Below are 26,158 nucleotides of genomic sequence, written 5' to 3' on the forward strand. Positions count from 1 at the left end.
AGCGCGGCGACGCCGGCCAGGCGTTTCCCGTCTACGTCGCCGTGATTGCGGGTCTGCTGTTCCTTGCGTTCGTCTACTTCGCCGTGGGCCAGGCGGCGGTCACGCGAGGCGGAGGGCAGACCGCCGCCGACGCGGCCGCGCTCGCCGCAGCCCAGGACGCGAGGGAGCAGCTGCGAGAGGGCTGGCTCGACGTGATCCTGGATCCGGCCGAGTGGGACCAGTACCTGGAGGGCGAGGAGTACTCCGACGCTCGGGCCTGTAAGCGAGCGGAGCTGTTCGCGGCCAAGAACAACGCGGCGATCCCGGACGGAGGATGCGATCCCGTCGAGCGCGGCTTCCGGGTGCAGATCCGCACTCTGGACACGGTGGGCAAATCGCTGGTGCCGGGGACGGAGACGACGCACGCCGTCGCGACCGCGACCGCCGTTCTGGAGCCTCGTTGTCATTACGAGGCGCCCGAGCCGACACCTCCGCCGACCCTGCCAACGCCGACCGGATCGGCCACGCCCGAGCCGACTCCCACACCGAGCCCCGAACCCGAGCCGATCACCGGCCTCGTCTGCGATGGCGTCGAGTGGACGATCGACCCGGAAGACCCACGACTGCCCGACGCGGCGGACCTCTTCACTGTTCGACTTGCCGACTGACGAGCGAAGGACCTGGATTCATGGACGTTCGGTACGCGAGGAAGGCCCGCAGGGGGGCGGCCGTCGCCCTTGCGGCTGGACTGGTTCTCGTCGTGAGTGGGTGCGGCAGCGACGAGTCGCCCAAGCAGGCCTCACCCCGGGCGAGTTCCGTCGCTCCGAGAGGCGGCGGAGAGGCGTCCAACCCATCACCTTCGGCCGATCCCACCCAGGTCCTCGCGGCGCTCAAGGGACCTACGGGGCTGGAGCTCTCGGTCAACTCGGTCGAGCGGGACGCGGGTGGTTTCCTCACCGTCAGCGGCCGCCTGACGAACACCTCGCACGATGCGGTCGCGATCTCCTCACGCCTCAGCGGGGACGAGACGGAGATCGTCAAGCACAGCAACTCCCTCGGGGGCGCCACGCTCCTCGATTCCGTCGGCAAGAAGCGGTACTACGTTCTGCGCGACACGGACGGGCGGCCGCTGACCACCACCGACCTCAGCAGCCTCGCCCCCCAGACCGGCATCCCCGTCTTCATGCAGTTCCCCGCCCCACCCCCCACCACCACCGAAGTCTCCCTCCAGCTCCCCACCTTCACCCCCGCCACCATCAAGCTCTCCTGAGAGCGCCGCCATGACCTCCACACGCCGCCGCCTCGCCGCCCTCGCCGCCGGTCTCGTCCTGCTCTCGGCCTCCGCCGGGACGGCGTACGGGGACGATCCACCCGGTTCCACCTCCACCGGCGCGCCCCCGCCCGCCATCGACACCAACTCGCCCGCGCTGATGCTGCCCGACGGCGCGACGCTCGCGCCGCCGAAGGTCCTCGACATCAAGCAGATCGTCGAGGAGGAGGGCGGCGAGCAGCGGCGCGAGGACACGAACGTGGACGTGACGTTCGCGCTGCAGGCCGAGGTGCTGTTCGGCAAGGACAGCGCCAGGCTCAGCCCGTCCGCCGCCGCCCGGATCGCGGCCATCGCCGCGGAGATCAGGAAGCAGGGGTCGGGCCGGGTGCGCGTCTTCGGGTTCACCGACGACCTGGGGACGTACGAGCACGGGCTGAAGCTGTCCAAGGAACGCGCCGACGCCGTGCAGCAGGAGCTCGCCAAGAGCCTGGGCGCGGGGACGACGTACGACATCCGCGGGTACAGCGAGGACTACCCGATCGCGGACAACGCCACCGAGGAGGGCCGCAAGAAGAACCGCCGCGTCGAGGTGTCCTTCCCCCGCACCTCCGGCGGGTAGCGGGGCGATGCGCACGGTCATAGCAGCCGCGCTCGTCGTCGTCGGGGCGCTCGGCGCCCACGCGGGGAGCAGCGGCCCGCCCGCGTACCGCACCGCGCCCGACGCCCGGCCCGTCGGCACCGGTGCGGTGCTGCCGGGGCCGGGCACGTACACCGACAGCGTCGCGAAGGGCGAGACCCGCACCTACCGGGTGCGCCTCGACGGCACCTCGAACGTCTACCTCTCCGCCGTCCTCGCCCCCGCCCCCGGCGCGCCCGTCGACGTCGTCGACGGGCTCTCCCTCTCCCTCCGCACCCCGGGCGGCACGCCGTGCGGCATGAACACCGACGTCCGTTTCTACGGTGACACCGCCCGGCCCATCGCCGACTACGTCAGCCGGCGCGTCGAACCGGGGCGGGACTGCCAGGAGCCGGGGGAGTACGTGTTCGTCGTCGAGGGTGTCGGGCGGGCGGAGGGCTCGGCGGCGCGGCGGACCGTCGAACTCGGGTACGTCGTCGAGCCCGCGCCCGACGAACCCGCGCCGCCCGCGCCGACCGCGTGGCGTACCGAGCCGCCGGCCGGGCTGGGCACGGGGCAGGCCCGCGCGGCCCATGGCGGCACCGGCTTCAACGACGCCGCCGGCCTTTCCGGCGACGGCGGCACCTGGCGCGACGAGCTGCGGCCGGGGGAGAGCCGCTTCTACCGGGTGCCGGTCGACTGGGGGCAGCAGCTCTTCGTACGGGCACGGTTCGGCAACGCGACCGCGCCGCCCGGGCGTTCCGCGCTGCCGGACGGGCTGCGGCTCGCGCTGTACAACCCGGCGCGCGGCGCCGTCGACGAGGCCAAGGGCCTCTACACCGGCGAGCCCGCCACTCTCTCCCTGGCCACCGCCCCGGCCGCCTACGCCAACCGCTCCACGGGTACCACGAACGCCGTCGGCGCCATGCGCTTCGCCGGCGCGTACTACGTCCAACTCACCCTCGACCGCTCCGCTCCCACCCCCGTCCCGGTCTCCCTCGACCTCGCCCTCACCCCGCCCTCCACGGGCGGGGATCCTGCTTCCTCCGCTCCGGTACGCGCCCCGGATCCCACCCTGCGCGCCATCGGCATCGCGGGCGTCACCACCGGCACCGTCCTCGTCGCCGGCCTCGGCGCCTGGCCCCTGGCCCAGCGGACCCGCCGTCGCGCACAGGGGCGCCACGCCCGCGGGGCGGCGGAGATCGAGAGCGCTCGGAGGCGATGACCGTCACCCGCCCCAGTCCCGCTCCAGCGCGCCCCTGATCGTCGCGATCATCCGGTCCGGGTGCCGGAACACCTCCCTCGCCGTGAAGCGGAGGACCCGGCGGACCTCGCGGCAGTCGGTCAGGGCGTTGAAACGGTCGATGTCGCGCTCGTGGGCCTGGCGGCTGCCGTGGAAGGCGTAGCCCTCGATCTCCACGGCCAGGCCCGCCGCGCGGAAGAGGAAGTCGGGACGCAGGGTGCGGCCGGAGCGGCTGTGCAGGAGGGGCTGGCTCTCCGGGTGGAGGCCCGCGTCGTGCATGCGGAGGCGGGCGATCGTCTCGGCGGGGGAGCCGGAGGCGGGGTCGGTCAGGGAGAGCCACGCCCGGGCGCGGGCCGCGCCCGGCCGGCGCGGGGCCAGTTCGGCATCGAGTTGTTCCCGGCGGACGAGTGGCGCGCGGCGGATGCCCTGGACCGTGCGCCGGGCGAGCGCGGAGTCCGCCGTGACCACGGCCTCCTCGCGGGTGCCACGGCGCATCAGGTCGCCGACCGTCCGGGCCGGTGTGGTCACGCGCAGCCCGGCCCGTACGGAGCTGTCCGCCTCCGTCAGGAACGAGGTCGAGTGAACGCGGACGCGGACTCGGACGCGGCCCCGGAAGCCGGCCCTGCCGGTGATCCCGCCCGCGCCCTTCCGACGGGTGGTGAACTCCAGCAGCTCCAGCGGCTCCGACCCAGTGGACCCAGTGGACCCGGTGGACCCGGCGGACTCGACAGATCCGTCCGGCCCGCCCGACGCCCCGGGCCCGCCCGATGCGCCCAGGTGCTCGATGCGGTGCAGTGCCGCAGCCGTTCCGTGGCTGCACACCAGGTCCGGGCGGAGCGACTGCACGATCCGCGCCCGGCCCTTCCAGTCCACCTCCTTCCCCGGGGCGGCCCATGCCCCCCGGCAGATCGGTTGCCATCCCTCGCGCCGCAGCCGTCCCCGCAGCCGCCCGCGCGTCCAGCCCGCCTCGTACGCGCGAACGGTCAGCAGCACCCCGCCCCTGGCGAGCCTCCCCAACTCGTACATACGAGCAACGATCCACGGAAGAGCGACACTTCGCATCCCCTGTGGAAAACTCCGCGAAAGGCATCGTCAGGAAAGCGCAAAAGCGCCGTTAATCGATGAGATCGGGCACGTCGGAGCGGGCATCCTGATCAAGGAGCCGGCCCTCACGCGCTCGCACGAGCGAGCTCCCCAGCGCATCCGAAACGGGCAGCCGATGACCACGCCTACCCCCACCACTCCCACCACCTCCAGCACTCCCGCCACCCCCGCCACTCCCGCCACTCCCAGCGTCCAGCTCGTCAGCGACCTCGTCGCCCGCGTCCCCGGTTTCCGTGACGCCTACGACGCGCACGTCTTCAGCCAGGGCTGCGTCCAGCCGCACGTCTTCTTCTGGGACGTCGTCCAGGACACCGTCCGCTCCTTCCTCCAAGGGGATGCCGGCACCGTCGACTGGCGGGGCACCCTCGACTTCCTGGAGGAGCAGAGCCGCCGCGGAGTCGTCGGCGTCGACGAGGTCATCGTCACGTCCTTCCTCGGTGACCTGCCCCACCCCCACGAGCCCGGCCACGCGATCGTGACGCAGTTCGGGCCCGTCATGGCCGCGCGATTCCAGCGTCTTCGTCCAGGCGGCTGATAATCGAGCGCATGTCCCGCTCCGCCCCGCGTCATCCCCATCCCCATTCCCTGTCCCTCGCCCTCGGCGGCTACGCCGCCACCCGCCTCCTCGGGCTCGCCGTCCTCGCCGTCGCGGCCGCGGTCACCGGCGAGGACGGGCTGCACCGGCTGAAGGGGCGCTGGGACGCCGTCTGGTACACGCGGATCGCCGAGCACGGATACGGCTACCAGGTCACGCTCCCCAACGGCAGCGTCCACGCCGACCTCGCGTTCTTCCCGCTCTTCCCCGCCCTGGAGCGGGCGGTCGCCACCGTCCTCCCCGTCGACGCCTCCACCGCCGGGCTCCTCGTCTCCTGGGCCGCCTCGCTCGCCGCCGCCTGGGGCATCTACGCGGTGGGCGCGCACGTCGCGGGTCGGCGCACCGGGGTCGTCCTGGCAGTGCTGTGGGGGGCGTACCCGACGGCGTTCGTGCAGTCGATGGCGTACACGGAGACGCTGTTCACCGCGCTCGCCGCCTGGTCCGTCCTCGCCGTCCTGCGGGACCGCTGGATCCTCGCCGGGGCGCTGTCCGTGCTCGCGGGGCTCACCCGGCCGACGGCGGCCGCGCTGATCGCCGCGATCGGGATCAGCGCCGTGGTGACGGTCGTACGCGAACGGCGCCTGCGGGCCCGCCTCGTCGTGGGGACGCTGCTCGCGCCGCTCGGGTGGCTCGCGTACGTCGTGTACGTCGGCGTCCGCCAGGGCAGCGCGACGGCCTACTTCGACGTGCAGGCGGCCTGGGGCAACTCCATCGACGGCGGTGTCGCCCTCGCCCGCTTCATCGCCGGGCTGCCGTGGCCGGCGGCGCTCGGCCTCTGCCTCGTGCTCGGGCTGCTCGGCTGGCTGATCGTGCTGTGCGTGCGGCAGCGGCAGCCGTTGCCGCTGCTCGTCTACACGGTCGCCGTCGTCGTCGTCTCGCTCGTCGGCGCCGCCTACTTCGGCTCCCGGCCCCGCCTGATGATGCCCGCGTTCGGCCTGCTGCTGCCGCCCGCCGCGGCCCTGGCGCGGCTCCGCACCCGTACGGCCGTGCCCGTCCTCGCCGCCCTGGCACTGGCCTCAGCCGCCTACGGCGCCTTCACGCTCCTGGGCGCCGGTCCGCCGTGATGTCCACCCCGTCGCCGGCCTCCGCCGGTCCGCCGTGACGACCACCCCGTCGCCGGCCTCGGCCGCCTACGGCGCCTTCACGCTCCTGGGCGCCGGTCCGCCGTGACGACCCCCTGTCGCCGGCCTCCGCCGGTCCGCCGTGACCACCACCCCGTCGCCGGCCTCCGCCGCCGACGGCGCCTTCACGCTCCTCGGCGCCGGTCCACCCTGACGGTCACTCCGCGCCGCAGCCCCCAGCCCGCCATCGTGCCGGCCTCCGCCTCCAGGACGTGCCGGCCGCGCCAGCGGACCATGCCGAGCCGGCCCGGCCGCATCGTGACCACGTCGAGGACGGTGAACGAGCGGTCGAGATAGGCGATGTCGAGGGCGAAGCGCATGCCGAAGGTGTGGATGCTGTTCGTCGGGGTGATGAGCAGGGCGCCGTCGATGCCGTCGCGGCCGAGCAGCCCCCGCCGCCGCGCCCTGTAGGTCGCGGCGATCTCCAGAGGGACCGGCCCGCCGTCCGGTGTGTCCAGCCATCCCGGCCCATCCCGCCAAGTCCTCCCCATGCGCACGACAGTAGCCCTAAGGTCGGCCCGTGGACGCCCTGTCGATCGCCCTCGTCACCGGCTCCGCCCTGTGGGGCGCGGCGGCCGGGCTGTTCGTCCCGCGGGCCGCCTACCGGCTCGCCGTCGCCCCCGACGAGCCCTGGCGGGCCGCCTGTCCTGCGGGCCATCCCTTCGCGGGGCCGGCGCGGGGCTGGCTCGGCGGCCCCGGGCGGGCGGGCTGCGCGACCACCCGGGCCCCCCTCTTCGCGCCGCTGGTCACCGCGCTCGCCTGCGCCGCGCTCGCCGTGGCCACCGGCGGGCCGCGGCCCGAGCTGCTCGTCTGGCTGCTCGTCACCCCCTTCGGCACCCTCCTCGCCGTCGTCGACGCGCGCGTCCAGCGGCTGCCGGACCCGTTGACGCTGCCGCTCGCCGCCGCGCTGCCGCTGCTCCTCGCGCTCGCCGCGCTCCTGCCGTACGCGGCCGGGTCCTGGCCGCACTCCCTCCTCGGCGCCCTCGCGCTCGGCGGCGGCTACCTGGGCCTCTTCCTGCTCCATCCGGACGGCATGGGCCTCGGCGACGTGAAGCTGGCCGTCCCGCTCGGCGCGGCCCTCGGCTGGTACGGCTGGGGGGTGCTGTTCGCGGGGGCGTTCGCGGGGTTCCTGCTCGGTGCGGTGTACGGGCTCGGGCTCGTCCTCGCGCGCCGGGCCGGGCGCGGCTCGGCGATCCCGTTCGGGCCGTTCATGATCGCGGGTGCGCTCCTGGGGCTGCTGCTCGGCGCGTTCACCGCCCTGCCCTGAACGAGCCGCCCTAGCATCAGCCCATATGCGGACAATCGATACGGAATTGACCCCATATGTGCCGACACCGACTGCGGCGAGGGAACGACAGCGGGCCGACCTCCTCCCGTGGGTCTGGGCCGCCGCCCTCTGCCTCCTCTACGCCACCGTCGCCGTGCGCCGTCACCAGCTCATGCGCACCACCGGCTACGACCTCGGCATCTTCGAACAGGCCGTCCGCGCCTACGCCGAACTCCGCGCCCCCGTCGTGCCCCTGCGCGGCGAGCACTTCAACCTCCTCGGCGACCACTTCCACCCGCTCCTCGCCGTCCTCGCGCCGCTCTACCGCCTCTTCCCCTCGCCGCTCACCCTCCTCGTCGCCCAGTCCGCGCTCCTCGCGCTCGGCGCCGTGCCCCTGACCCGCTGGGCCGTCCGCGCCGTCGGCCCGCGCGCCGCCCATGCCGTCGCCGCCGGATACGGACTGAGCTGGGGCATCGCGTCCGCCGCCGCGTTCGACTTCCACGAGGTGGCCCTCGCCGTACCGCTGCTCGCCTGGTCCCTCGAAGCCCTCGGGCGGCGGCGTTGGCGGGCCGCCGTCGCCTGGGCCGCGCCGCTGCTGCTCGTCAAGGAGGACCTGGGCTTCACGCTCGCCGCCGTCGGGGCGTACATCGCCCTCAAGGGCCGTACGGAAAGACGTGCCCGCCGGCTCGGCCTCGCCACCGCGGCCGCCGGACTGCTCGGCTCCGCCCTGGAGATCAAGGTGCTGCTGCCCGCGCTCGCCCCCACCGGCGGCTACGCCCACGGCGGCCAGCTCGCCGCCGCGCACGGCTCGCTGCTCTCCGCGCTCGCGCACGCCCCGCTCGACCTGCTGCGGCCCGACCTCAAGGCCACCACCCTGATCCTGGTCTTCGCCCCGTCCGCGCTGCTCGCGCCGCGCTCACCGCTCGCGCTGATCGCACTGCCCACGCTCGGCTGGCGGATGGCGTCGGAGAACGTCTTCCACTGGGGCACGGCCTTCCACTACAGCGCGATCCTCATGCCCGTCGTCTTCGCCGGACTCCTCGACGTCCTCGGGCGGGAGCACGACCGGCGCCACGTCCGGGCCGCGCTCGCCACCGTCCTCGCGGTGACCGCCGTACTCGTCCCGTCCTTCCCGCTGGCGCAGCTCGCCCAGCGGGCCACCTGGCACACCACCCCGCACCTGGAGGCGGCCCGGGCGCTCCTCGCGAGGATCCCCGACGGCGCGACCGTCGCCGCCTCCAACCGGCTCGCCCCGCAGCTCACCTCCCGCTGCACGGTCGTCCTCTTTCCGACCTTCCCGGTCGGCGGGCGGCTCTACGAGTACCGGCGCAAGGACCTGCCGCCGCCCACGGCCGAATGGATCATCCACGATCCCGAGGCCCCCGAGGCCTGGCCGTACCGGCGCGGCCACTGGCCCTACCCCCTGGCGCAGCAGCAGGCGGAGCTGGCCGCAGCGCAGCGCACGTACGGCTACGAGCTCGTCGCCCGTCGTGACGGCATCACGCTGCTCCGCCGCCGAGGCACCTCCTGACCTGCGGCCCCACCCCCTCGCCGCGTCAACCGGGCGACCCGTGACCGGGGTCCCCCGTGGGAGGTACGGATTACGCCGCCACGCCCGGGCGCAAACCCGCCACGGGCCGCTACAGCCCTTGTGCCGCTTGGTCTCCGGGCGAATCGGCGATGACCGGTCGGCGCGCGCGGCGCACAACACGGTTAATGAAGGGTTATGGTGGAAACCCCCCCTCGGGCCGGTCCGTATCCCCCCCACGGACCGGCCCGTTTTCTTTCCCCGCCGCCTGGAGCTACGGGCTCAGCCCCGACCGGCCCAGATGTTGGTGCCCTCGGTGTCGACGGCGAACGCGTCGATCTCCTTCAGCTCCTCCTCCGTCAGCGGAGCCCCGTGCAGCGCCGCCACGTTCTGCTCCAGCTGCGCCACGCTCGACGCGCCGATCAGCGCCGACGTCATCCGCTCGTCCCGCAGCACCCACTTCAGCGCCAGCTGGGCCAGCGACTGGCCGCGCCGCTCCGCGATGCCGGCGAGGCCGCGCAGCCGGCCCAGCACGTCGTCGGAGAGCAGGTTCGGGTCGAGGGACTTGCCCTGGGTCGCGCGCGAGCCCTCCGGGACGCCCGTCAGGTACTTGTTGGTCAGCAGGCCCTGCGCCAGCGGCGCGAAGGAGATGCAGCCCATGCCGGCCGCCTCCAGGGTGTCGAGGAGGGCGTCCTCCTCCGTCCACCGGTTGATCATCGAGTACGAGGGCTGGTGGATCAGGGCCGGGACGCCCATGTCCTTGAGGATCCGCGCGGCCTCGGCGGTCTGCTCACTGGTGTACGAGGAGACGCCCACGTACAGCGCCTTGCCCTGCTGCACGGCGGAGGCCAGCGCCCCCATCGTCTCCTCGAGGGGCGTGTGCGGGTCGAAGCGGTGCGAGTAGAAGATGTCGACGTAGTCGAGGCCCATCCGCTTCAGGGAGGCGTCGAGCGACGACATCAGGTACTTGCGGGAGCCCCACTCGCCGTACGGCCCGGGGTGCATCAGATAGCCGGCCTTCGTCGAGACGATCAGCTCGTCCCGGTACGGCGCGAAGTCCTGCGCGAAGATCTTGCCGAAGTTCAGCTCGGCGGAGCCGGGCGGCGGGCCGTAGTTGTTCGCCAGGTCGAAGTGGGTCACGCCCAGGTCGAAGGCGCGGCGCAGGATCGCCCGCTGCGAGTCGAGCGAGCGGTCGTCGCCGAAGTTGTGCCACAGGCCGAGCGAGATCGCGGGGAGCTTGAGCCCGCTGCGGCCGGTGCGCCGGTACTCCATGGCGTCGTAGCGGTCCGCGGCGGCGCGGTAGAGGGGGGAATCAGTCACGTATCTCTGCTTATCACGGACTTGTGACAGTCCCGGGCTGGGAGCTCGTTACCCGTCGGCAGTAATGTGGCGGCTTCGGGGGGCCGACACTGCATGGAGGGGTAAAGAACAGTGAACCTGCGCGACCTGGTGTACGGGCTCTACGCACGCCGGGTGGAAGGCCGCCTCGACCACGCCCAGGTGCCCAAGCACATCGGCGTCATCCTCGACGGCAACCGCCGGTGGGCCAAGGCCAGTGGCGGCACCCCGGAGCAGGGTCACAAGGCCGGTGCGGACAAGATCCAGGAGCTGCTCGGCTGGTGTGCCGAGACCGACGTCGAGGTCGTCACGCTCTGGATGCTCTCCACCGACAACCTGAACCGCCCCGAGGAACAGCTCCTCCCGCTGCTCGGCATCATCGAGGACGCGGTGCGGGCCCTCGCCTCCGACGGGCGCTGGCGGGTGCACCACGTGGGCACCCTCGACCTGCTGCCGGCGCGCACCCAGTCCGTGCTCAAGGAGGCCGAGCAGGCCACCCTGGACAACAAGGGCATACTCGTGAACGTCGCCGTGGGCTACGGCGGCCGGCAGGAGATCGCGGACGCGGTCCGCTCCCTGCTCCTCGACCACGCGGAGCGCGGCACCAGCTTCGAGGAGCTGGCCGAGGTCGTCGACATCGACCTGATCTCCGAGCACCTCTACACCCGCGGCCAGCCCGACCCGGACCTGGTGATCCGCACCAGCGGCGAGCAGCGGCTGTCCGGTTTCATGCTGTGGCAGAGCGCGCATTCCGAGTACTACTTCTGTGAGGTGCACTGGCCGGCCTTCCGCAAGGTCGACTTCCTGCGTGCGCTGCGCGACTACGCGGCCCGGCACCGCCGCTTCGGCAACTGAGAGCCCCCGGGGCCCGTCCCGCCCCGTCCGTCACCCTCCGTTCATGAACGCGCCGTCATATGCCATGGCATGACGGCGTGTGTTCGAGGGCATATCCCCTGTGAAGTGAGCGGCACGGAGACCGCCACCCGGGAGGCCCTTTGCACCAGGACGACCGTGCGGGACACGCACGGGAGAAGCGGAGGGCCGGCGCTCGGCCCGCGCATCGTGGCCTGAGCCCGGTCCCATTCCGCCGCGACACCGGCTCCGCGGCCCGCGGAGCCGTCGCACCCCGACCTCTCAGGGGTCGACAAAGGGGGTCTGTCCTTCCGTGGTGACCAGCACTAAGCGCCGCTTGTCCGACAGGCGCACCTATGTTCTCGACACCAGCGTCCTGCTGGCCGACCCCAGCGCGATGTCCCGCTTCGAGGAGCACGAAGTCGTGCTGCCGATCGTCGTGGTGACCGAGCTGGAGGCCAAGAGGCACCACCCCGAACTCGGCTACTTCGCCCGGCAGGCGCTGCGCCTGCTCGACGACTTCCGGGTCCGGTACGGGCGCCTCGACGCACCGCTCCCCATCGGGGAGCTGGGCGGCACCCTGCGTGTCGAACTCAACCACTCGGACCCCAGCGTCCTTCCGGCCGGCTACCGGCTCGGCGACAACGACTCCCGGATCCTCGCCGTCGCCCGCAACCTCCAGGCCGAGGGATACGACGTCACGGTCGTCTCCAAGGACCTGCCGCTGCGGATCAAGGCGTCGTCGGTGGGCCTGCTCGCCGAGGAGTACCGCGCCGAGCTCGCCATCACGGACTCCTCCGGCTGGACCGGGATGACCGAGATCGGGCTCTCCGCCGACCAGATCGACATCCTCTACGACCAGGAGACGCTGTACGTGCCGGAGGCGGCCGGACTGCCGGTGCACACCGGTCTCGTGCTGCAGTCCGAGCGCGGCAAGGCGCTCGGCCGCGTCACCTCCGAGGGCAACGTCCGGCTGGTGCGCGGCGACCGGGAGGCCTTCGGCATCCGCGGCCGCAGCGCCGAACAGCGGATCGCGCTCGACCTGCTGCTCGACCCCGACGTCGGCATCGTCTCCATGGGCGGCCGGGCCGGCACCGGCAAGTCGGCGCTCGCGCTCTGCGCCGGCCTGGAGGCGGTCCTGGAGCGCCGTCAGCACCAGAAGGTGATGGTGTTCCGTCCGCTGTACGCGGTCGGCGGGCAGGAGCTCGGCTATCTGCCGGGCACCGAGGCCGAGAAGATGAGCCCGTGGGCGCAGGCCGTCTTCGACACCCTGTCGGCCGTGGCGGGCCGCGAGGTGATCGAGGAGGTCCTGCAGCGCGGCATGCTGGAGGTGCTGCCGCTCACCCACATCCGGGGCCGCTCGCTGCATGACGCGTTCGTCATCGTGGACGAGGCCCAGTCCCTGGAGCGGAACGTGCTGTTGACCGTTCTGTCCCGGATCGGGGCGAATTCCCGTGTGGTGCTCACCCATGACGTCGCCCAGCGCGACAACCTGCGGGTGGGCCGCTACGACGGAGTCGTCGCCGTCGTCGAGAAGCTGAAGGGCCATCCGCTCTTCGCGCACGTCACGCTCACCCGCTCCGAGCGCTCGCAGATCGCCGCGCTCGTGACCGAAATGCTGGAGGACGTCCAGATCTGACCCGTATGGGACGCCAGTTGGCGCCGCCCGGCAAAGCGCGAGAGCTTAGCCGGGCGGCGTCGCGCTGTCGCGCGTATCCGCCAAATCCCGTGCGCCCACCCAGGTGTGAGCTTTCACACGCAACACGGAATTGCCTTGCGGTGTCGCCGTCCGGCAGAGTCTTGCTTCCGTCAGGCCCCGCATACGGCACACGTGCACCCTCAGGGGTGCAGCACCACACAACTCAACAGCCGTTCGCCGTATGCCGCCCACAGCACCACGGGCCCGTGTCTTCTGTGACCCACTAGTCATCTAGTACGAAGACCTGCGCCAGGGGCACGATTTCGCCCGCGTGGTCACGCGTGCGGGTGATTGTGGAAGGAAACCGTGTGAGCCGGATCTCGGTCCGGGGATTCGCGGTGGCTTCGGCCACTGCGGTCACCACTGTCGGCGCCATCGCCGGTGTTGCCTCGGGCAACGCCGCACAGCCCTCGGGCGACAACTTCGAGGCCACCGCGGCCGGTACGACGCTGCTCGCGGACATCCCCGCGGGCGAGCAGGCCCAGGTACAGGTCTCCTCGCTCTCGGAGCAGGCCGACGTCCAGGCCGCCGCCGCCGACTCCCTCGCGCGCAAGTCCGCCGAGGAAGCCGCCCGCATTCAGGCCGCCAAGGATGCCGAGGCCAAGAAGACGGCCGCCGACAAGGCCGAGAAGGAGCGCAAGGACGCCGAGGCCGAGCGCGCCAGCCGGTCCGCCCTCCGCGACGCCTCCAGCTTCGCCGCCCAGGGGTCGTACTCCATCTCCGACGTCAAGGCCATGGCCCGTCAGATGATGGCCGGCGACCAGTTCTCCTGCTTCAGCAACATCGTGAGCCACGAGTCGGGCTGGAACTACCGTGCCACCAACGCCTCTTCCGGCGCCTACGGCCTCGTCCAGGCCCTCCCGGGCTCCAAGATGGCGTCCGCCGGCGCCGACTGGCAGACCAACCCGGCCACCCAGATCAAGTGGGGCCTCAGCTACATGAACGGCCGCTACGGCAGCCCCTGCGGCGCCTGGTCGTTCTGGCAGGCCAACCGCTGGTACTAGGACCGGCAGCGGCCTCCGCTCAACCCTTCGAAGCCCCTCACCGTCTTCCGGTGAGGGGCTTCGCCCGTAGGTAGGTGTAGTTTCGAGGACCCGAGGGGGGAGAGGGAAGAGCATGTCGAGACTGCCAGGATGGCTGAACCGGCTGGGCAGGAGCCTGAGCCGGATGGGCGAACGCCTTGAGGAACGCCGCGCGGAGGCCGTACGCGAGGACCCCGCGGGTCCGCCGTACGCGACGCCGGAGCCGTGCGCTGCCTCGCAGCCGTACGCCCCCGTGGACCCGGCCCGCCTGGCCACCGGACACGACCTCGACCCGGACCGGGACCTCGGGCTCGCCCCCGCGCCGGAACCGACCGCCGCGCCGACCGCCGCCCCGGCCCCCGCGACCGCCCCGGCCCGCCCGGCGACGGAGCAGCCGGACAAGCCCTCCACCTCCACCTCCACCTCCGCCTCCGTACCCGCGCCCCCCGCGTACGCACCCGCCGTCGCCGCCCGCCCCGACCCCGTCGCCGCCATCCCCTGGGGCATGCGCGTCGCCGCCGAGGCCGGCTGGCGCCTGCTCGTCCTCGCCGGCACCGTCTGGGTTCTGATGAAGGTCATCAGCTCCGTCCAGCTGGTCGTCCTCGCCTTCGTCGCCGCCCTCCTCATCACCGCGCTGCTCCAGCCCACCGTCGCCCTGCTGCGCCGCAAGGGCCTGCCGCGCGGCCTCGCCACCGCCATCACCGCCGTCTCCGGCTTCGTGATCATGGGCCTGGTCGGCTGGTTCGTGGTCTGGCAGGTCATGGACAACGTCGACAACCTGTCCGACCGCGTCAAGGACGGCATCGAGGAACTCAAGCACTGGGCGCTCGACAGCCCGTTCCACGTCACCGAGCAGCAGATCAACGACATCGCCAAGAACCTCAGCGAGGCCATCGGCGCCAACGCCGAACAGATCACCTCCGCCGGACTCCAGGGCGTCACCGTCATCGTGGAAGGCATGACCGGCATCCTGCTGGCCATGTTCTGCACCCTCTTCCTGCTCTACGACGGGAAGAAGGTCTGGGAGTGGACGCTCAAGCTGGTGCCCGCCCAGGCCCGGCCCGGCGTCGCCGGCGCGGGCCCGCGCGCCTGGCGCACCCTCACCGCCTACGTCCGCGGCACCGTCCTCGTCGCCCTCATCGACGCCGTCTTCATCGGCATCGGCCTGTGGTTCCTCGACGTCCCGATGGCCGTGCCGCTCGCCGTCTTCATCTTCCTCTTCGCCTTCATCCCGCTCGTCGGCGCCGTCGTCTCCGGCGCCCTCGCCTGCGTCGTCGCCCTCGTCACCAACGGCGTGTTCACCGCGCTCATGGTGCTCGTCGTCGTCCTCGCCGTGCAGCAGATCGAAGGCCACGTCCTCCAGCCGTTCATCCTCGGCCGGGCCGTCCGCGTCCACCCGCTCGCCGTCGTCCTCGCCGTCGCCGCCGGCGGCCTCACCGCCGGCATCGGCGGCGCCGTCGTCGCCGTCCCGCTGGTCGCCGTCCTCAACACCGTGGTCGGCTACCTCCGTGCGTACAGCACCGAACAGGCCCTGCGCGCCACGCCCGAACCGCGCGGCGCCACCGCCTTCGAGGTCGCGCCCACCCCGGCGCCCGGCTCGGCCGACCGTCTCCCGGGAGTGGACGCGTGATCTCCGAACCCGAACTCGTCGGCGGCCCCGCCTTTCCCGACGCCGGCCCTCCGCCGGTCTTCGCCCAGGAGCCCGGGCGGCCCCGGACCCCCCGGGCCCGCCGCCCCTGGCCGTGGGCGCTCGGCGGCGCGGTCGTCGCCTCCGCCGTCTGGGCCGGCGGGCTCTACGCGTACGGGCACGCCCGCGACGCCGGCCCCGACCTCGGCGGCTACCGCACGGACCGCGACCCCTGCACGGCGGCCAAGCTGGAGGGCCTCACCTCCGCGATCGGCCCCCGCGAGACCGGCGAGCGGGCCATGCACCAGCAGCCGTACAAGGTGGAGCAGCCCGCCCTCTTCTCCTGGAGCTGCTCCGTCTACCTCAAGGGCAAGAAGGCCCCGTACGAGGTGACCATCGACTACCGGCTGCACCGCGTCACCGACCCGCGCCCGGAGTTCGAGGCCCTGCGGTCCGACCCCGGCGGCCTCGGCGGCGGTGACTGGATCGACGGCCTCGGGGAGTTGGCCTACGCCGGCGGGCCGCTGGGCGACACCTCGCTGGAGGTCCTCGACGGGCAGGCCGAGATCAGCCTCGACGTCCGGGCGGACGAGATCGACGAGCACGGCATCCCCCGCGAGGTGCCGAAGCTCGACCCGGCCGCCATGCGGACGTACCTCGTCGAGGACATGAGGCAGCTGATGGCCGCGCTGAAGAAGTAGACGCCGGTACGGACACGACGAAGGCCCCGGGGTTCCGCTGGAGAACCCCGGGGCCTTCGTCGTGCTCTGCGGCGGGCCCTACTCGGCCAGGACCGCCTCGGCGTCCAGCGTCACGCCGACCGCCTGGATGACCGCGGCGATCTTCACGGCCTCCTGGATCGTCTCGCGGTCGACACCGGCCTTGCGCAGGACCTGCTCGTGCGAGTCCAGGCACTGGCCACAGCCGTTGATCGCGGAGACGGCCAGCGACCACAGCTCGAAGTCGACCTTCTCGACGCCCGGGTTGCCGATGACGTTCATCCGCAGACCGGCGCGCATCGTCCCGTACTCCGGGTCCGACAGCAGGTGCCGGGTCCGGTAGAAGACGTTGTTCATCGCCATGATCGCGGCGGCCGACTTCGCGGCCTGGTACGCCTCGGGCTTCAGGTTGGCCTGGGCCTCCGGCTCCAGCTCCTTCAGCACCTTCGGCGAACGGGAGGCGATCGCGCAGGCGAGCACCGTGCCCCACAGCTGCTGCTGCGTGAGCAGCCCTGTGTTCTCAGCGTTGCCGATCACCGAACCGAGGTTCAGCTTCAGGTCCTTGGCGAAGTCCGGTACGGCGGCCTTCAGCTCATCGAGCGCCATGCTCACTCACCGGCCAGCAGCGCGGCCGCGTCGAGGGTGTCCTCGCCCTTGTTCCAGTTGCACGGGCACAGCTCGTCGGTCTGCAGGGCGTCGAGCACCCGCAGGACCTCCTTCGGGTTACGGCCGACGGAGCCGGCGGTCACCATGACGAACTGGATCTCGTTGTTCGGGTCGACGACGAACACGGCACGCTGCGCGAAACCGTCGGCGCCCTCGACACCGCAGTCGCGCATCAGCTCGTGCTTCGAGTCGGCCAGCATCGGGAAGGGCAGGTCACGCAGGTCGGCGTGGTCCTTGCGCCAGGCGTGGTGCACGAACTCCGAGTCACCGGAGACACCCAGGATCTGCGCGTCACGGTCGGCGAACTCGTCGTTCAGCTTGCCGAACGCGGCGATCTCAGTCGGGCAGACGAAGGTGAAGTCCTTCGGCCAGAAGAACACCACGCGCCACCGACCCTCGTAGGTCTTGTGGTCGATCTGAGCGAACTCCTTGCCGCTCTCCAGCGACACGCAGGCGGTCAGGTCGTAGGTGGGGAACTTGTCACCGACGGTGAGCACAGTGATTCTCCATGCGGATGAGGGGTTGGACGCATGAAGGCTTTCACACCGGATATCGGACAGTGAAATCGATCAATCGGGTCAGTCTGATCCGAGTCGCCTATCAGTCTGGGTGCGTGATCGTTCGAGTATCGCAGTGATGTGTCCATCTCTTGCGGGTGAGGTGTCGACAGGCAGGCAGTTTCAGGCGATTTCGATCGATCCGGACATGCTGGAGTCGCGCGCCGTACGGTCACCGTGTGCAGCTTCGTTATCAGTTCCGCGCCTGGCCGAGTCCGGGGCAACGCATCCGCGCCGCTCGGGTGTTCGGCTGCAAGCGCGTGGTCTGGAACGACGCGCTTGCGATCGTGGCACCGCGCAAGCGGGCCAACAGCGCGCTCGGAAGCCCGCGGGCGCGGTTCACCGAGGGGCCGTACTGGAGCGTGCCGAAGGCCGCCGAGCTCGGTCGGTTGCTGATCACGGAGGCGAAGAAGACCTCGGGACGGGCATTTCTCGCGGATGCTCCGGTCGGGGTGCTTCAGCAGACCCTGCGGGATCTGGATCAAGCGTGGAAGGCGCACGAGGACTCCAAGGCCGGCAGGCGGCCGGGTCCCCGGGTGGGCCCGCCCGCGTTCAAGAGCCGGAAGGACGTGCGGCAGACGGCCCGGTTCACGGTGTCGGACCGGTTCCGGGTGCTCGATGACGGCAGGGTTCGACTGCCCAAGGTAGGGGATGTACGGGTCAAATGGAGTCGTGATCTTCCGTCGGTGCCGTCGTCGGTGACGCTCATCAGGGATCGAAGCGGTCGGTACTGGGTGTCGTTCGTCGTGGAGACCGATTCGGACGCGGACCTGCTGCCGCCGGTTGACGGGGATCAGGGCATTGATCTCGGGCTCACGCGGTTCGCCGTGCTGGCCGACGGTTCGCACATCGCCAACCCGAGATTTCTGCGGAGGGCCGAGAAGAAGTTGGCGAAGCGGCAGCGGGAGTTGTCGCGGAAGGAGATGGGGTCGAACAACCGGGAGAAGGCCCGGATCAAGGTCGCTCGCGCTCACGCCGCCGTGGCGGACGCGCGCCGCAACTTCCACCACCAGTGGGCCCACAGGCTGACGCGCGAGAACCAAGCCGTCTACTGCGAGGCGCTGAATGTGCGGGGAATGGCGCGTACCCGGCTGGCCAAGAGTGTGCACGACGCGGGCTGGGCGCAGTTCGTCGGATTTCTGGAGTACAAGGCGAAGCGGCGTGGGCGTTCGTTCGTCAAGGTCGACAGACGGTTTCCCAGCTCCCGGATCTGCTCGTCCTGCGGGCGTCGCGACGGTGCCAAGCCGTTGTGGGTGCGCGCCTGGACCTGCCCCGGGTGCGGGGTCCGGCATGACCGGGACTGGAATGCCGGAAAGGCCATTCGCCATGAGGGACGTCGTGTCCTCGCGGCGACCATGACGGAACCATCCACCCCCGGACCGGGGGCCCGTCGCCGGTGACGGTGGCGGTTCACGCCTGTGGAGCGCATGTAAGACCTGGTGGTGAGCCGGGCGGTGCGCGCAATCCCTACTATCCGTGGGGAGGAAGCAGGAACCCGTCCGGAGCGGTGCCCCCCTCTCGGGGGACTCTCGCAGACGGAGAATCCGCGCACTTCAGGGTGGCGGAGGAGGTCAATTGCCCTCGTAGGACTTTATGGGCAAACTGGGCCACATTGATCGAAGGTGGTTATCAGTGATTCCGGTGCGGCGTGTGAAGCAGCCCAGTCTGTCCCAGCTCAGAGCGTTCGCGGCGGTCGCGGAGCATCTGCACTTCCGGGAAGCGGCGGCGGCCATCGGGATGAGTCAGCCGGCGCTGTCGGGTGCGGTCTCGGCTCTCGAAGAGGCGCTCGGCGTCCAGCTCCTCGAGCGTACGACGCGGAAGGTGCTGCTCTCGCCGGCGGGGGAGCGGCTGGCCGTGCGGGCGCATGCGGTGCTCGACGCGGTGGGGGAGCTGATGGAGGAGGCGGAGGCGGCGCAGGCGCCGTTCACGGGGGTGCTGCGGCTCGGGGTGATTCCGACGGTGGCGCCGTATCTGCTGCCGACGGTGCTCAGGCTGGTGCACGAGCGGTATCCGGAGCTGGATCTGCAGGTGCACGAGGAGCAGACGTCGTCGCTCCTCGAAGGGCTTGCGGCGGGGCGGCTCGATCTGTTGCTGCTCGCGGTGCCGTTGGGGGTGCCGGGGGTGACGGAGCTGCCGCTGTTCGACGAGGACTTCGTGCTCGTGACCTCGCAGGGGCATCCGCTGGCGGGGCGCGGGGACATTCCGCGGGAGGTGCTGCGGGAACTGAAGCTGCTGCTGCTCGACGAGGGGCACTGTCTGCGGGACCAGGCGCTCGACGTGTGCCGGGAGGCGGGGCGTACGGAGGGGGCGGCGGTGACGACGACGGCGGCGGGGCTGTCGACGCTGGTGCAGCTGGTGGCGGGCGGGCTGGGGGTGACGCTGTTGCCGCGGACCGCGGTGAAGGTGGAGACGGCCCGTAACGGCGCGCTGCTCACCGGAGACTTCGCGGAGCCGGCGCCGTCGCGGCGGATCGCGCTGGCGATGCGGGCGGGGGCGGCCCGCCAGTCCGAGTTCGAGGAGCTGGCGGGCTCGCTGCGGGAGGCGATGGAAGGCCTTCCGGTGCGGATCGTTCCGGCGGGCTAGGCGGTGGTGGTCGGCCTGTGTGATCAGCTCATTCCGTCCGCAGGCCGTCCGCGCGCATCATCCGCCACAGCAGCGGCAGGCTCAGCACCGTGACGAGCAGGATCAGCCCGGCCCCGACCCCCGTCACCGGCAGGAACACCCACCAGTCCGCGACCTGCTTGCCGATCATCCGCAGGAGCAGCACGCCGAGCCCGAGTCCGCCGGCCACTGACAGCGTCATGCCGAGCACGATCGGCACGGCCGTCTGCCAGAGCACCGACCAGCCGAGGGTGGTGCGCCGGGTGCCGAAGGCGACGAGCGAGGAGAGCAGCCGCTTGCGTTCGCGCAGTTGCTCCAGGGTGGTGACCAGGAGCGAGGCGGCGACGAGCAGCATGGTGAGCGTGGCGCCGGCCAGGATGCCGGTGCGGACGCTGCTGAAGCGCCCGTCGCGTTCGAAGTTCTGCAGGGTGATGACGCGGGTGAGCGGGTCGAGGGCGGCGGCCGTGTTCCGTACGTGTTCTGCGGCGTCCGGCACCGCCGGGTCGACACGGATCATGGCGCCGGCCTGGGGGTGTTCGAGGCGGGTGGCGTCGATGGCCTTCGGGGTGGCGAGCACGCCGAACCGGATCTGGCCCATGGGGTCGTGGCGCGCGTCGACGTAGCGGGCGGTGGCCGGAATGCGCCAGGTCGGCATCGGGTCCGAGTGAGCGGACTGGCCGGACCGAGCTGACTGGCCGGACTGGGCGGACCGAGCGGACTGGCCGGACTGATCCGGTCGGCCGGGCTGATCCGGTCGGCCGGGCTGATCCGGTCGGCCGGGCTGATCCGGTCGGTCGGACTGGCCGGCCGGGCGGGGCCGCGGTTCGCGCAGGGCGACGAGGGCTCCGGGGCGGGCGGTCCGCTTGACCCAGGCGTCCTCCGGTCCCTCCTTGCCGTGCGCGAGGGCGACGAAGACGTCGCCGTCGGCGCAGGACGGCAGGTGGGCCAGCTCCTTCAGGGAGGCGCAGTCGCCGACGTTGATCGAGGTGATCGGCCCGATCTCGTCGCTCTTCTTCAGTTGCCCGGGCCAGTAGACGTTCGACTCGATGGTGCCGATGACGCCGGTGACGCCCTCGGTCCGGCCGAGCGCGTCGATGGCGCGCCGGGCGTCGTCGCCGCCGCGGGCGCCGACCCTGGTCTCCAACTGGGCGCGGGCGGTGTCCATGTTCGTGACGCGCATGAAGTCGCTCTGCATGGCCTGGAACAGCATCTGCAGGGCGATCGCGCCGGCCGCCGCGACGACGATGCCGCTGACGGTACGGGCGGCGGTGCCGCTGCTGAGCTGGAGCCGGCGGGTGGCGAGCTGCCAGGCGACGGGGCCGCCGCGCAGCCGCTTGACCAGGGCTTCCACCAGCCAGGGCAGCAGGGTGGTGAGGCCGATGAGGGCGAGGGTGGCGCCGATGGCGATGCCGGCGGTGTCGATGGTGGTGCCGGTGGCCTCGACCCGGCCGACGGTCGGCACGAGCAGCCCGACGCCCGCGAGGACGAGGAGGAGCCGCCAGACGAGCCGGCGCGGTTTCGGGGCGGTGGCGCGGACGACGCCGAGCGGTTCGATGACGACGCCGCGCAGGGCGACGAGGCTGACGACGACGGCGGCGACGGGCACGGACGTGACGATCACGGCGGCGAGCCAGGGCACCGGTGACACGTCGGACGGGAAGGCGTTGACGTCCCAGATCTGGAAGGTGCCGGCGAGCTGCCGGGCCGCGGCGAAGAACCCGGCGCCGGCCGCGAGCCCGAGGACCGCGCCTGCCAGGGACTCGCCGGCGGCGATCCGGCGGGTCATGGCGGTGTCGGCGCCGACGAGCCGGAGCGCGGCGAGCCGCCGGTCGCGCTGCTCGCCGCCGAAGCGGACGGCGGCCGCGATGAAGACGAGGACGGGCAGCAGCAGGACGACGCAGGCGATGACGACGAGGAGGAGCAGGAAGGAGTTGGCGGGCTCCTCCGGCACGGACCAGCCGTAGCGCACGCCGCGGCTGACGTCGGGTCCGGGCGTGAGGGCGGCGTTCCCGGCGACGTAACGGAGCTCGGTCGGGCCGATGAGTCCCGCGTCGCCGATGGTGCCGGCGATCTCGTACGGGAGGCGGGCACGCAGGAGCGCGCCCTCGGGTGAGGCGAGCAGGTCGCGGAGGGCGGGGGAGACCAGCATCTCGCCGGCCGCGGGCACCTTCGCCGCTCCCGGGGGGACCGCGGGGTGCGGGCCCTCGGGCCGCAGCAGGAGTCCGGTGACGGTGTCGTCGCGGTAGAGGGTCTCCTGCTCGGTGTGGAGAAAGGTGTCCGGGCCGGGCCGGGTGACCTCCCGGCTCGCGTCGACGGCGCGGGCGGACTCCCGCACCTCCCGCTGGAAGAGCATGTTCGGCAGCGACGCGGCGACGAGCAGCAGGGCCACGCCGAGGCCGATGCCGGTGGCGGTCAGGGTGGTGCGGAGCAGCCCGCCGCGGCCGCCGGTGACGGCGAGGCGGGCGCCGAGCCCCAGGTCACGGGCCCAGGAGCGCAGGTTCATACGGCCCACTCCGGGTCCCGTACGGCGCCGTCGCGGACCGTGATCTCGCGGTCGGAGTAGGCGGCGACCCGGGCCTCGTGGGTGACCAGGACGACGGCGGCGCCGGTGTCCCGGGAGGCGTCGGTGAGCAGCCGCATGACGCGCTCGCCGTTGAGCGAGTCGAGGGCGCCGGTCGGCTCGTCGGCGAAGATCACCCGCGGGGCGGTGACGAGCGCGCGGGCGACGGCGACCCGCTGGCCCTGGCCGCCGGAGATCTCGCCGGGGCGCTTTCCGGCCACGTCCTCGACCTCCAGGCGGGCCAGCCACTCGCCGGCCCGGCGCTCGGCGTCCTTGCGCCGTTCGCCGTTCAGCCGGAGCGGCAGGGCGACGTTCTCGGCGCAGGTCAGCTCGGGCACCAGCTGGCCGAACTGGAAGACGAAGCCGAAGTCGGAGCGGCGCAGCGCGCTGCGCGCGGAGTCGCTCATCGCGGTGAGTTCGCGGCCGTCGTAGTGGATGGTGCCGGTGTCGGGGCGGACGATGCCGGCGAGGCAGTGCAGCAGCGTGGACTTGCCGGAGCCGGAGGGGCCCATCACGGCGACGACCTCGCCGGCCCGCAGGGAGAAGTCGGCGCCGGTGAGGGCGGGGGTCGGCCCGTACGCCTTGGTGAGGCCGACCGCTTCGAGCAGGGGGCTCATCGGCGGAGCTCCTCGGCGAGCCGGTCGAGCCGGGCGGCGGTGAGTTCCAGCCAGCGCAGGTCGGCTTCCAGGTGGAAGAGCGCGTGGTCGCAGATCAGCTGGTCGGCGAGGTCGCCGTCCTTCTTGCGCCGGGTGAGCTCGCGCATCAGGCGCAGGTGCTCGGCGCGCTGCACGTCCAGGATCGCGTCGGCGCCGCGTCCGGTGAGGAGGGCGAGGACGACCTTGGTGTAGAGCGTGGACTGGAGGTACGGCTCCGGCTTCTCGGGGGTCGCCAGCCAGTGCGCGACATCGGTGATGCCGGCCTCGGTGATGGCGTACCGCTTGCGCTCGGGGCCGCCGCCGGCCTCGATGCCGTCGACCTCGACGAGGCCGTTCTTCAGGAGCCGGGACATGGTCGAGTAGACCTGCCCGTAGTGCAGTGGCCGGTCGTGGCCGAAGCGCTCGTCGAAGGCGCGCTTGAGGTCGTAGCCGTGGCGCGGGCCGGACTCCAGGAGCCCGAGAAGGGTGTGACCGATGGACATGCCCGTCACTGTACATGGCGTGTATACGCACAATGTATAGCCCCCGGGGTGGCCACCCGGCGGCCCCCCTGCGGCCCCCCGTGGGCCCCTGTTGACCCCTCTGGCCTCGTCGAACGCCCCCGCGAACGCAACCATCGAGGGCTCTTGAGCGTCGGTTCCGTTGGGCGTGGGTGCTGATTCTCACGCCCGGAAAAGCCGGATCGATCGCCCTTTGTCGCGATGGGCGGTGTTAGCTTGCTGAGCTGATTCTGCGCGGATTGTGCGCCGATTCTGGGCTGATTCGACGACGAGCGGGACGAGCGGAGCGAACGAGGACATGGGCCGTACGGGCAAGAGCCAGGCGGGCAAGGGGCGCATACGCCGCCTCTTCACCTGGAAGAGACTCCTGGGCACGTTCCTCGTGGGCGCTCTGCTCGCCATGGGCGCGTTCTACGTGCTCTACCTGATGGTCCCGGTGCCGACGGCCAACGCGGACGCGACCCTCCAGAGCAACGTCTACAAGTACTCCAACGGCAAGATCATGGCCCGTACGGGCAAGATCAACCGGGAGATCGTGGGCCTGGAGAAGGTCCCGCTGGACGTCCAGCGCAGCTTCGTGGCCGCCGAGAACAAGACGTTCTACAAGGACAACGGCGTCGACATCCTCGGCACCGCCCGCGCCGCCTGGAACACCCTCACCGGCAAGGGCAAGCAGGGCGGTTCGACGATCACCCAGCAGTACGTCAAGAACTACTACCTGAGCCAGGACCAGACGGCGACCCGCAAGCTCAAGGAAATGGTCATCGCGCTCAAGGTCGACCAGCGCATGAAGAAGAGCGAGATCCTCGCCGGTTACATCAACACCAGCTACTACGGCCGGAACGCCTACGGCATCCAGGCCGCGGCGCAGGCGTACTACGGCGTGGACACCACCAGGCTGACCGTCGCCCAGGGCGCCTACCTCGCCTCCGTGCTCCAGGCCCCCAGCCAGTACGACTGGACCTTCGCCGGCCCCGAGGGCCGCAGGCTCGTCGAGGCGCGCTGGAACTACGTCCTCGACAACATGGTCGAGGAGGGCTGGCTGGACGCCGGCAAGCGCGCCGGGCTGAAGTTCCCCGCCCCGCAGAAGCCCAAGGCCCCCAAGGGCATGAGCGGCCAGTCCGGCTACATCGTCGAGGCGGCCAACCAGGAGCTGATCCGCCAGGGCGTCAGCGAGGAGGACCTGAAGGCCGGCGGCTGGACGATCACCCTCAACATCGACGAGAAGAAGCAGAAGGCCCTGGTCAAGGCGGTCGACGAGCAGCTGGAGGCCAAGCTCGACCGCGAGAAGAGCAAGAAGAACGCCACCGTCCAGGCCGGCGCCACCTCCGTCGACCCGAAGACCGGCGCGGTCGTCGCCATGTACGGCGGCGTCGGCGCGACCGAGCACTGGACGAACAACGCCACCCGGCGCGACTACCAGCCGGCCTCCACGTACAAGCCGATCGTCCTCGCCTCCGCGCTCGACAACGGCGCCGAGACCCAGGACGGGCGCAAGATCGGCCTGGGCACGATCTACGACGGCACCAGCAAGCGCCCGGTCGTCGGCAGCGCCGTCCCCTTCGCCCCGGAGAACGAGGACGGCCAGAGCTACGGCCCGGTCACCGTCCAGAAGGCCACCAACAGCTCGATCAACTCGGTCTACGCCCAGATGATCGTGGACGTCGGCCCCGCCAAGGCCAAGCAGACCGGCATCGCGCTCGGCCTCAAGGACGGCAAGGACTTCGGCGCGACCCCCGCGATGTCGCTCGGCGTCATGGGCGCCTCCACCATGGACATGGCCGGCGCCTACGCCACCCTCGACAACCACGGCGTCAAGGTCACCCCGACCGTCGTGAAGTCCGCCGAGCACAAGGACCGCACGGTCGAGCCGGTGAAGTCGATCGGCGAGCGGGTCATCAGCCGTGAGGCCGCCGACACCACCACCAAGGCCATGGAGGGCGTCGTCCAGGCCGGCTCCGGCTTCCGTGCCGCGGGCCCGTACCAGGCCGCCGGCAAGACCGGTACCTCCGAGAACAACCGCTCGGCCTGGTTCGTCGGCTACACGCCCGAGCTGGTCACCGCCGTCGGCCTGTTCGGCGAGGACTCCGTGGGCAACCAGGTCACCCTGACCAACAAGATCAACCCGGGCCGCGCCAACGGCGGCAAGACCCCGGCCGAGATCTGGGGTGCCTACACCACCAAGGCCCTCGGCGGCGGCTCGGACACCGCCTTCGACCTGGAGACGGACGGCACCTCCGGCGGCGACACCGTCCCGACGCCGACCGCGACCACCGGCTCGCCGACCCCGACCGGTACGCCCTCCGACGAGAGCTCCGCGCCGACGCAGCCGCCGACCCCGACCGGCACCACGCCGCCGCAGCCGCCCACGCCGACCGCGACGACCCCGCCGGAGCCGACGCCGACCCGGACGAGGACGACGGACCCGACGCTGCCGCCGCTCCCGGACGGCAACTCGGGCGCCGTCGACGGAAAGCCGTCAGGCCAGTGACAGGCCGCTGACAGGCCGAACAGGCCGATCAGGCCGGTGACGAAAGGGCCGGACCCCCACCCGGGGGTCCGGCCCTTCTTCGTGCCCGAGGCTCTAGGGCTACGGCTACGGCTACGGCTACGGGTACGCGTACGGGCCCGGCGCGGC

Annotated in this window: 23 protein-coding genes and 1 pseudogene; 16 read left to right on the plus strand and 8 right to left on the minus strand. The window is 71.9% G+C overall.

Going from position 1 to position 26,158, the window contains the following annotated elements:
• Nucleotides 1-26: 26 nt before the first annotated feature.
• From ACIRSU_RS25125 to ACIRSU_RS25140, 4 genes and pseudogenes are all read left to right on the plus strand, one after another.
• Nucleotides 27-647 (plus strand): annotated as a pseudogene (locus tag ACIRSU_RS25125) (hypothetical protein); the annotation flags it as partial.
• Nucleotides 648-667: 20 nt separating this feature from the next.
• Entirely contained in the window at nt 668-1,249 is a 582-nt protein-coding gene (locus ACIRSU_RS25130; protein WP_403796119.1) for a hypothetical protein, read from the plus strand.
• Nucleotides 1,250-1,259: 10 nt separating this feature from the next.
• Nucleotides 1,260-1,868, plus strand: a complete 609-nt coding sequence (locus ACIRSU_RS25135) for an OmpA family protein (RefSeq protein ID WP_403796121.1) — start codon at nt 1,260-1,262, stop codon at nt 1,866-1,868.
• Between the two features lie 7 nt (nt 1,869-1,875).
• Nucleotides 1,876-3,090, plus strand: a complete 1,215-nt coding sequence (locus ACIRSU_RS25140; protein WP_403796124.1) for a hypothetical protein — start codon at nt 1,876-1,878, stop codon at nt 3,088-3,090.
• A gap of 3 nt (nt 3,091-3,093) precedes the next feature.
• Here ACIRSU_RS25140 and ACIRSU_RS25145 read toward each other — a convergent pair whose 3' ends face one another.
• Nucleotides 3,094-4,134 (minus strand): endonuclease domain-containing protein, encoded by a 1,041-nt coding sequence (locus ACIRSU_RS25145; RefSeq protein ID WP_403796126.1) that lies wholly within the window; start codon nt 4,132-4,134, stop codon nt 3,094-3,096.
• Nucleotides 4,135-4,327: 193 nt separating this feature from the next.
• Between ACIRSU_RS25145 and ACIRSU_RS25150 the strand changes: the two genes are divergently transcribed.
• The gene (locus ACIRSU_RS25150; protein ID WP_403796129.1) at nt 4,328-4,747 is read left to right on the plus strand and encodes a hypothetical protein; all 420 of its coding nucleotides are present in this window, start codon (nt 4,328-4,330) and stop codon (nt 4,745-4,747) included.
• 11 nt (nt 4,748-4,758) lie between these two features.
• Nucleotides 4,759-5,871: a hypothetical protein gene (locus ACIRSU_RS25155; protein WP_403796131.1), complete on the plus strand. Its 1,113-nt coding sequence runs from the start codon at nt 4,759-4,761 to the stop codon at nt 5,869-5,871.
• Nucleotides 5,872-6,053: 182 nt separating this feature from the next.
• Here ACIRSU_RS25155 and ACIRSU_RS25160 read toward each other — a convergent pair whose 3' ends face one another.
• The gene (locus ACIRSU_RS25160; RefSeq protein ID WP_403796134.1) at nt 6,054-6,419 is read right to left on the minus strand and encodes a DUF192 domain-containing protein; all 366 of its coding nucleotides are present in this window, start codon (nt 6,417-6,419) and stop codon (nt 6,054-6,056) included.
• A gap of 38 nt (nt 6,420-6,457) precedes the next feature.
• On the opposite strand from ACIRSU_RS25160, the gene ACIRSU_RS25165 reads away from it, so the two are divergent.
• Together ACIRSU_RS25165 and ACIRSU_RS25170 are read left to right on the plus strand one after the other, a co-directional pair.
• A complete protein-coding gene (locus ACIRSU_RS25165; protein ID WP_403796509.1) occupies nt 6,458-7,195 on the plus strand; it encodes a prepilin peptidase in 738 nt (245 codons plus the stop codon).
• A 172-nt stretch (nt 7,196-7,367) separates the two neighbouring features.
• The gene (locus tag ACIRSU_RS25170) at nt 7,368-8,726 is read left to right on the plus strand and encodes a DUF2079 domain-containing protein (protein ID WP_403796512.1); all 1,359 of its coding nucleotides are present in this window, start codon (nt 7,368-7,370) and stop codon (nt 8,724-8,726) included.
• A 279-nt stretch (nt 8,727-9,005) separates the two neighbouring features.
• Here the strand turns inward: ACIRSU_RS25170 and mgrA are convergent, their stop codons facing one another.
• Nucleotides 9,006-10,043: an L-glyceraldehyde 3-phosphate reductase gene (gene mgrA, locus ACIRSU_RS25175; protein WP_403796137.1), complete on the minus strand. Its 1,038-nt coding sequence runs from the start codon at nt 10,041-10,043 to the stop codon at nt 9,006-9,008.
• Nucleotides 10,044-10,154: 111 nt separating this feature from the next.
• Here mgrA and ACIRSU_RS25180 point away from each other — a divergent pair, with 111 nt between their 5' ends.
• The 5 genes from ACIRSU_RS25180 (at nt 10,155) to ACIRSU_RS25200 (ending at nt 15,962) form a co-directional block, all read left to right on the plus strand.
• Complete coding sequence (locus tag ACIRSU_RS25180) at nt 10,155-10,916, plus strand: isoprenyl transferase (RefSeq protein WP_403796140.1); 762 nt, start codon at nt 10,155-10,157, stop codon at nt 10,914-10,916.
• A gap of 310 nt (nt 10,917-11,226) precedes the next feature.
• Nucleotides 11,227-12,552 (plus strand): PhoH family protein, encoded by a 1,326-nt coding sequence (locus ACIRSU_RS25185; RefSeq protein WP_403796142.1) that lies wholly within the window; start codon nt 11,227-11,229, stop codon nt 12,550-12,552.
• A gap of 368 nt (nt 12,553-12,920) precedes the next feature.
• Nucleotides 12,921-13,616, plus strand: a complete 696-nt coding sequence (locus tag ACIRSU_RS25190; protein WP_403796144.1) for a transglycosylase SLT domain-containing protein — start codon at nt 12,921-12,923, stop codon at nt 13,614-13,616.
• Nucleotides 13,617-13,728: 112 nt separating this feature from the next.
• Entirely contained in the window at nt 13,729-15,264 is a 1,536-nt protein-coding gene (locus tag ACIRSU_RS25195; protein ID WP_403796147.1) for an AI-2E family transporter, read from the plus strand.
• The gene (locus tag ACIRSU_RS25200; protein WP_403796149.1) at nt 15,261-15,962 is read left to right on the plus strand and encodes a hypothetical protein; all 702 of its coding nucleotides are present in this window, start codon (nt 15,261-15,263) and stop codon (nt 15,960-15,962) included. Before ACIRSU_RS25195 ends, ACIRSU_RS25200 begins: the two co-directional genes overlap by 4 nt.
• A 78-nt stretch (nt 15,963-16,040) precedes the next feature.
• On the opposite strand, the gene ACIRSU_RS25205 is transcribed toward ACIRSU_RS25200, so the two are convergent.
• Both ACIRSU_RS25205 and ACIRSU_RS25210 read right to left on the minus strand, forming a co-directional pair.
• A complete protein-coding gene (locus tag ACIRSU_RS25205) occupies nt 16,041-16,586 on the minus strand; it encodes an alkyl hydroperoxide reductase (protein ID WP_403796151.1) in 546 nt (181 codons plus the stop codon).
• A 2-nt stretch (nt 16,587-16,588) separates the two neighbouring features.
• Nucleotides 16,589-17,143: a peroxiredoxin gene (locus ACIRSU_RS25210; protein ID WP_403796153.1), complete on the minus strand. Its 555-nt coding sequence runs from the start codon at nt 17,141-17,143 to the stop codon at nt 16,589-16,591.
• A 239-nt stretch (nt 17,144-17,382) separates the two neighbouring features.
• Between ACIRSU_RS25210 and ACIRSU_RS25215 the strand changes: the two genes are divergently transcribed.
• Entirely contained in the window at nt 17,383-18,603 is a 1,221-nt protein-coding gene (locus ACIRSU_RS25215) for an RNA-guided endonuclease InsQ/TnpB family protein (RefSeq protein WP_403796156.1), read from the plus strand.
• A gap of 193 nt (nt 18,604-18,796) precedes the next feature.
• On the plus strand, nt 18,797-19,786 hold the full coding sequence (locus ACIRSU_RS25220; protein WP_403796158.1) for a LysR substrate-binding domain-containing protein: 990 nt from the start codon (nt 18,797-18,799) through the stop codon (nt 19,784-19,786).
• 28 nt (nt 19,787-19,814) lie between these two features.
• On the opposite strand, the gene ACIRSU_RS25225 is transcribed toward ACIRSU_RS25220, so the two are convergent.
• The 3 genes from ACIRSU_RS25225 to ACIRSU_RS25235 are packed head-to-tail and all read right to left on the minus strand — an operon-like array spanning nt 19,815 to nt 23,502.
• Complete coding sequence (locus ACIRSU_RS25225; RefSeq protein WP_403796161.1) at nt 19,815-22,307, minus strand: FtsX-like permease family protein; 2,493 nt, start codon at nt 22,305-22,307, stop codon at nt 19,815-19,817.
• Nucleotides 22,304-22,981, minus strand: coding sequence for an ABC transporter ATP-binding protein (locus ACIRSU_RS25230; RefSeq protein ID WP_403796165.1), 678 nt, complete (start codon nt 22,979-22,981; stop codon nt 22,304-22,306). Before ACIRSU_RS25230 ends, ACIRSU_RS25225 begins: the two co-directional genes overlap by 4 nt.
• Nucleotides 22,978-23,502 carry a PadR family transcriptional regulator gene (locus tag ACIRSU_RS25235; RefSeq protein WP_403796168.1) on the minus strand — a complete coding sequence of 175 codons (525 nt, stop codon included), beginning with the start codon at nt 23,500-23,502 and terminating at the stop codon, nt 22,978-22,980. Before ACIRSU_RS25235 ends, ACIRSU_RS25230 begins: the two co-directional genes overlap by 4 nt.
• Before the next feature lie 316 nt (nt 23,503-23,818).
• Here ACIRSU_RS25235 and ACIRSU_RS25240 point away from each other — a divergent pair, with 316 nt between their 5' ends.
• Nucleotides 23,819-26,011 (plus strand): transglycosylase domain-containing protein, encoded by a 2,193-nt coding sequence (locus tag ACIRSU_RS25240; RefSeq protein WP_403796171.1) that lies wholly within the window; start codon nt 23,819-23,821, stop codon nt 26,009-26,011.
• The last annotated feature ends 147 nt before the right edge of the window (nt 26,012-26,158 follow it).

This window comes from Streptomyces sp. NPDC101160, from assembly GCF_044768205.1.
GTDB lineage: Bacteria > Actinomycetota > Actinomycetes > Streptomycetales > Streptomycetaceae > Streptomyces.

Bases quoted from the DNA above. Each gene is read 5' to 3' on its own strand.
- ACIRSU_RS25130 (WP_403796119.1), top strand. From the start codon at position 668: ATGGACGTTCGGTACGCGAGGAAGGCCCGCAGGGGGGCGGCCGTCGCC.
- ACIRSU_RS25135 (WP_403796121.1), top strand. From the start codon at position 1,260: ATGACCTCCACACGCCGCCGCCTCGCCGCCCTCGCCGCCGGTCTCGTC.
- ACIRSU_RS25140 (WP_403796124.1), top strand. From the start codon at position 1,876: ATGCGCACGGTCATAGCAGCCGCGCTCGTCGTCGTCGGGGCGCTCGGC.
- ACIRSU_RS25145 (WP_403796126.1), bottom strand. From the start codon at position 4,134: ATGTACGAGTTGGGGAGGCTCGCCAGGGGCGGGGTGCTGCTGACCGTT.
- ACIRSU_RS25150 (WP_403796129.1), top strand. From the start codon at position 4,328: ATGACCACGCCTACCCCCACCACTCCCACCACCTCCAGCACTCCCGCC.
- ACIRSU_RS25155 (WP_403796131.1), top strand. From the start codon at position 4,759: ATGTCCCGCTCCGCCCCGCGTCATCCCCATCCCCATTCCCTGTCCCTC.
- ACIRSU_RS25160 (WP_403796134.1), bottom strand. From the start codon at position 6,419: ATGGGGAGGACTTGGCGGGATGGGCCGGGATGGCTGGACACACCGGAC.
- ACIRSU_RS25170 (WP_403796512.1), top strand. From the start codon at position 7,368: ATGCGCACCACCGGCTACGACCTCGGCATCTTCGAACAGGCCGTCCGC.
- ACIRSU_RS25195 (WP_403796147.1), top strand. From the start codon at position 13,729: ATGTCGAGACTGCCAGGATGGCTGAACCGGCTGGGCAGGAGCCTGAGC.
- ACIRSU_RS25205 (WP_403796151.1), bottom strand. From the start codon at position 16,586: ATGGCGCTCGATGAGCTGAAGGCCGCCGTACCGGACTTCGCCAAGGAC.
- ACIRSU_RS25220 (WP_403796158.1), top strand. From the start codon at position 18,797: ATGGGCAAACTGGGCCACATTGATCGAAGGTGGTTATCAGTGATTCCG.
- ACIRSU_RS25225 (WP_403796161.1), bottom strand. From the start codon at position 22,307: ATGAACCTGCGCTCCTGGGCCCGTGACCTGGGGCTCGGCGCCCGCCTC.
- ACIRSU_RS25230 (WP_403796165.1), bottom strand. From the start codon at position 22,981: ATGAGCCCCCTGCTCGAAGCGGTCGGCCTCACCAAGGCGTACGGGCCG.
- ACIRSU_RS25235 (WP_403796168.1), bottom strand. From the start codon at position 23,502: ATGTCCATCGGTCACACCCTTCTCGGGCTCCTGGAGTCCGGCCCGCGC.
- ACIRSU_RS25240 (WP_403796171.1), top strand. From the start codon at position 23,819: ATGGGCCGTACGGGCAAGAGCCAGGCGGGCAAGGGGCGCATACGCCGC.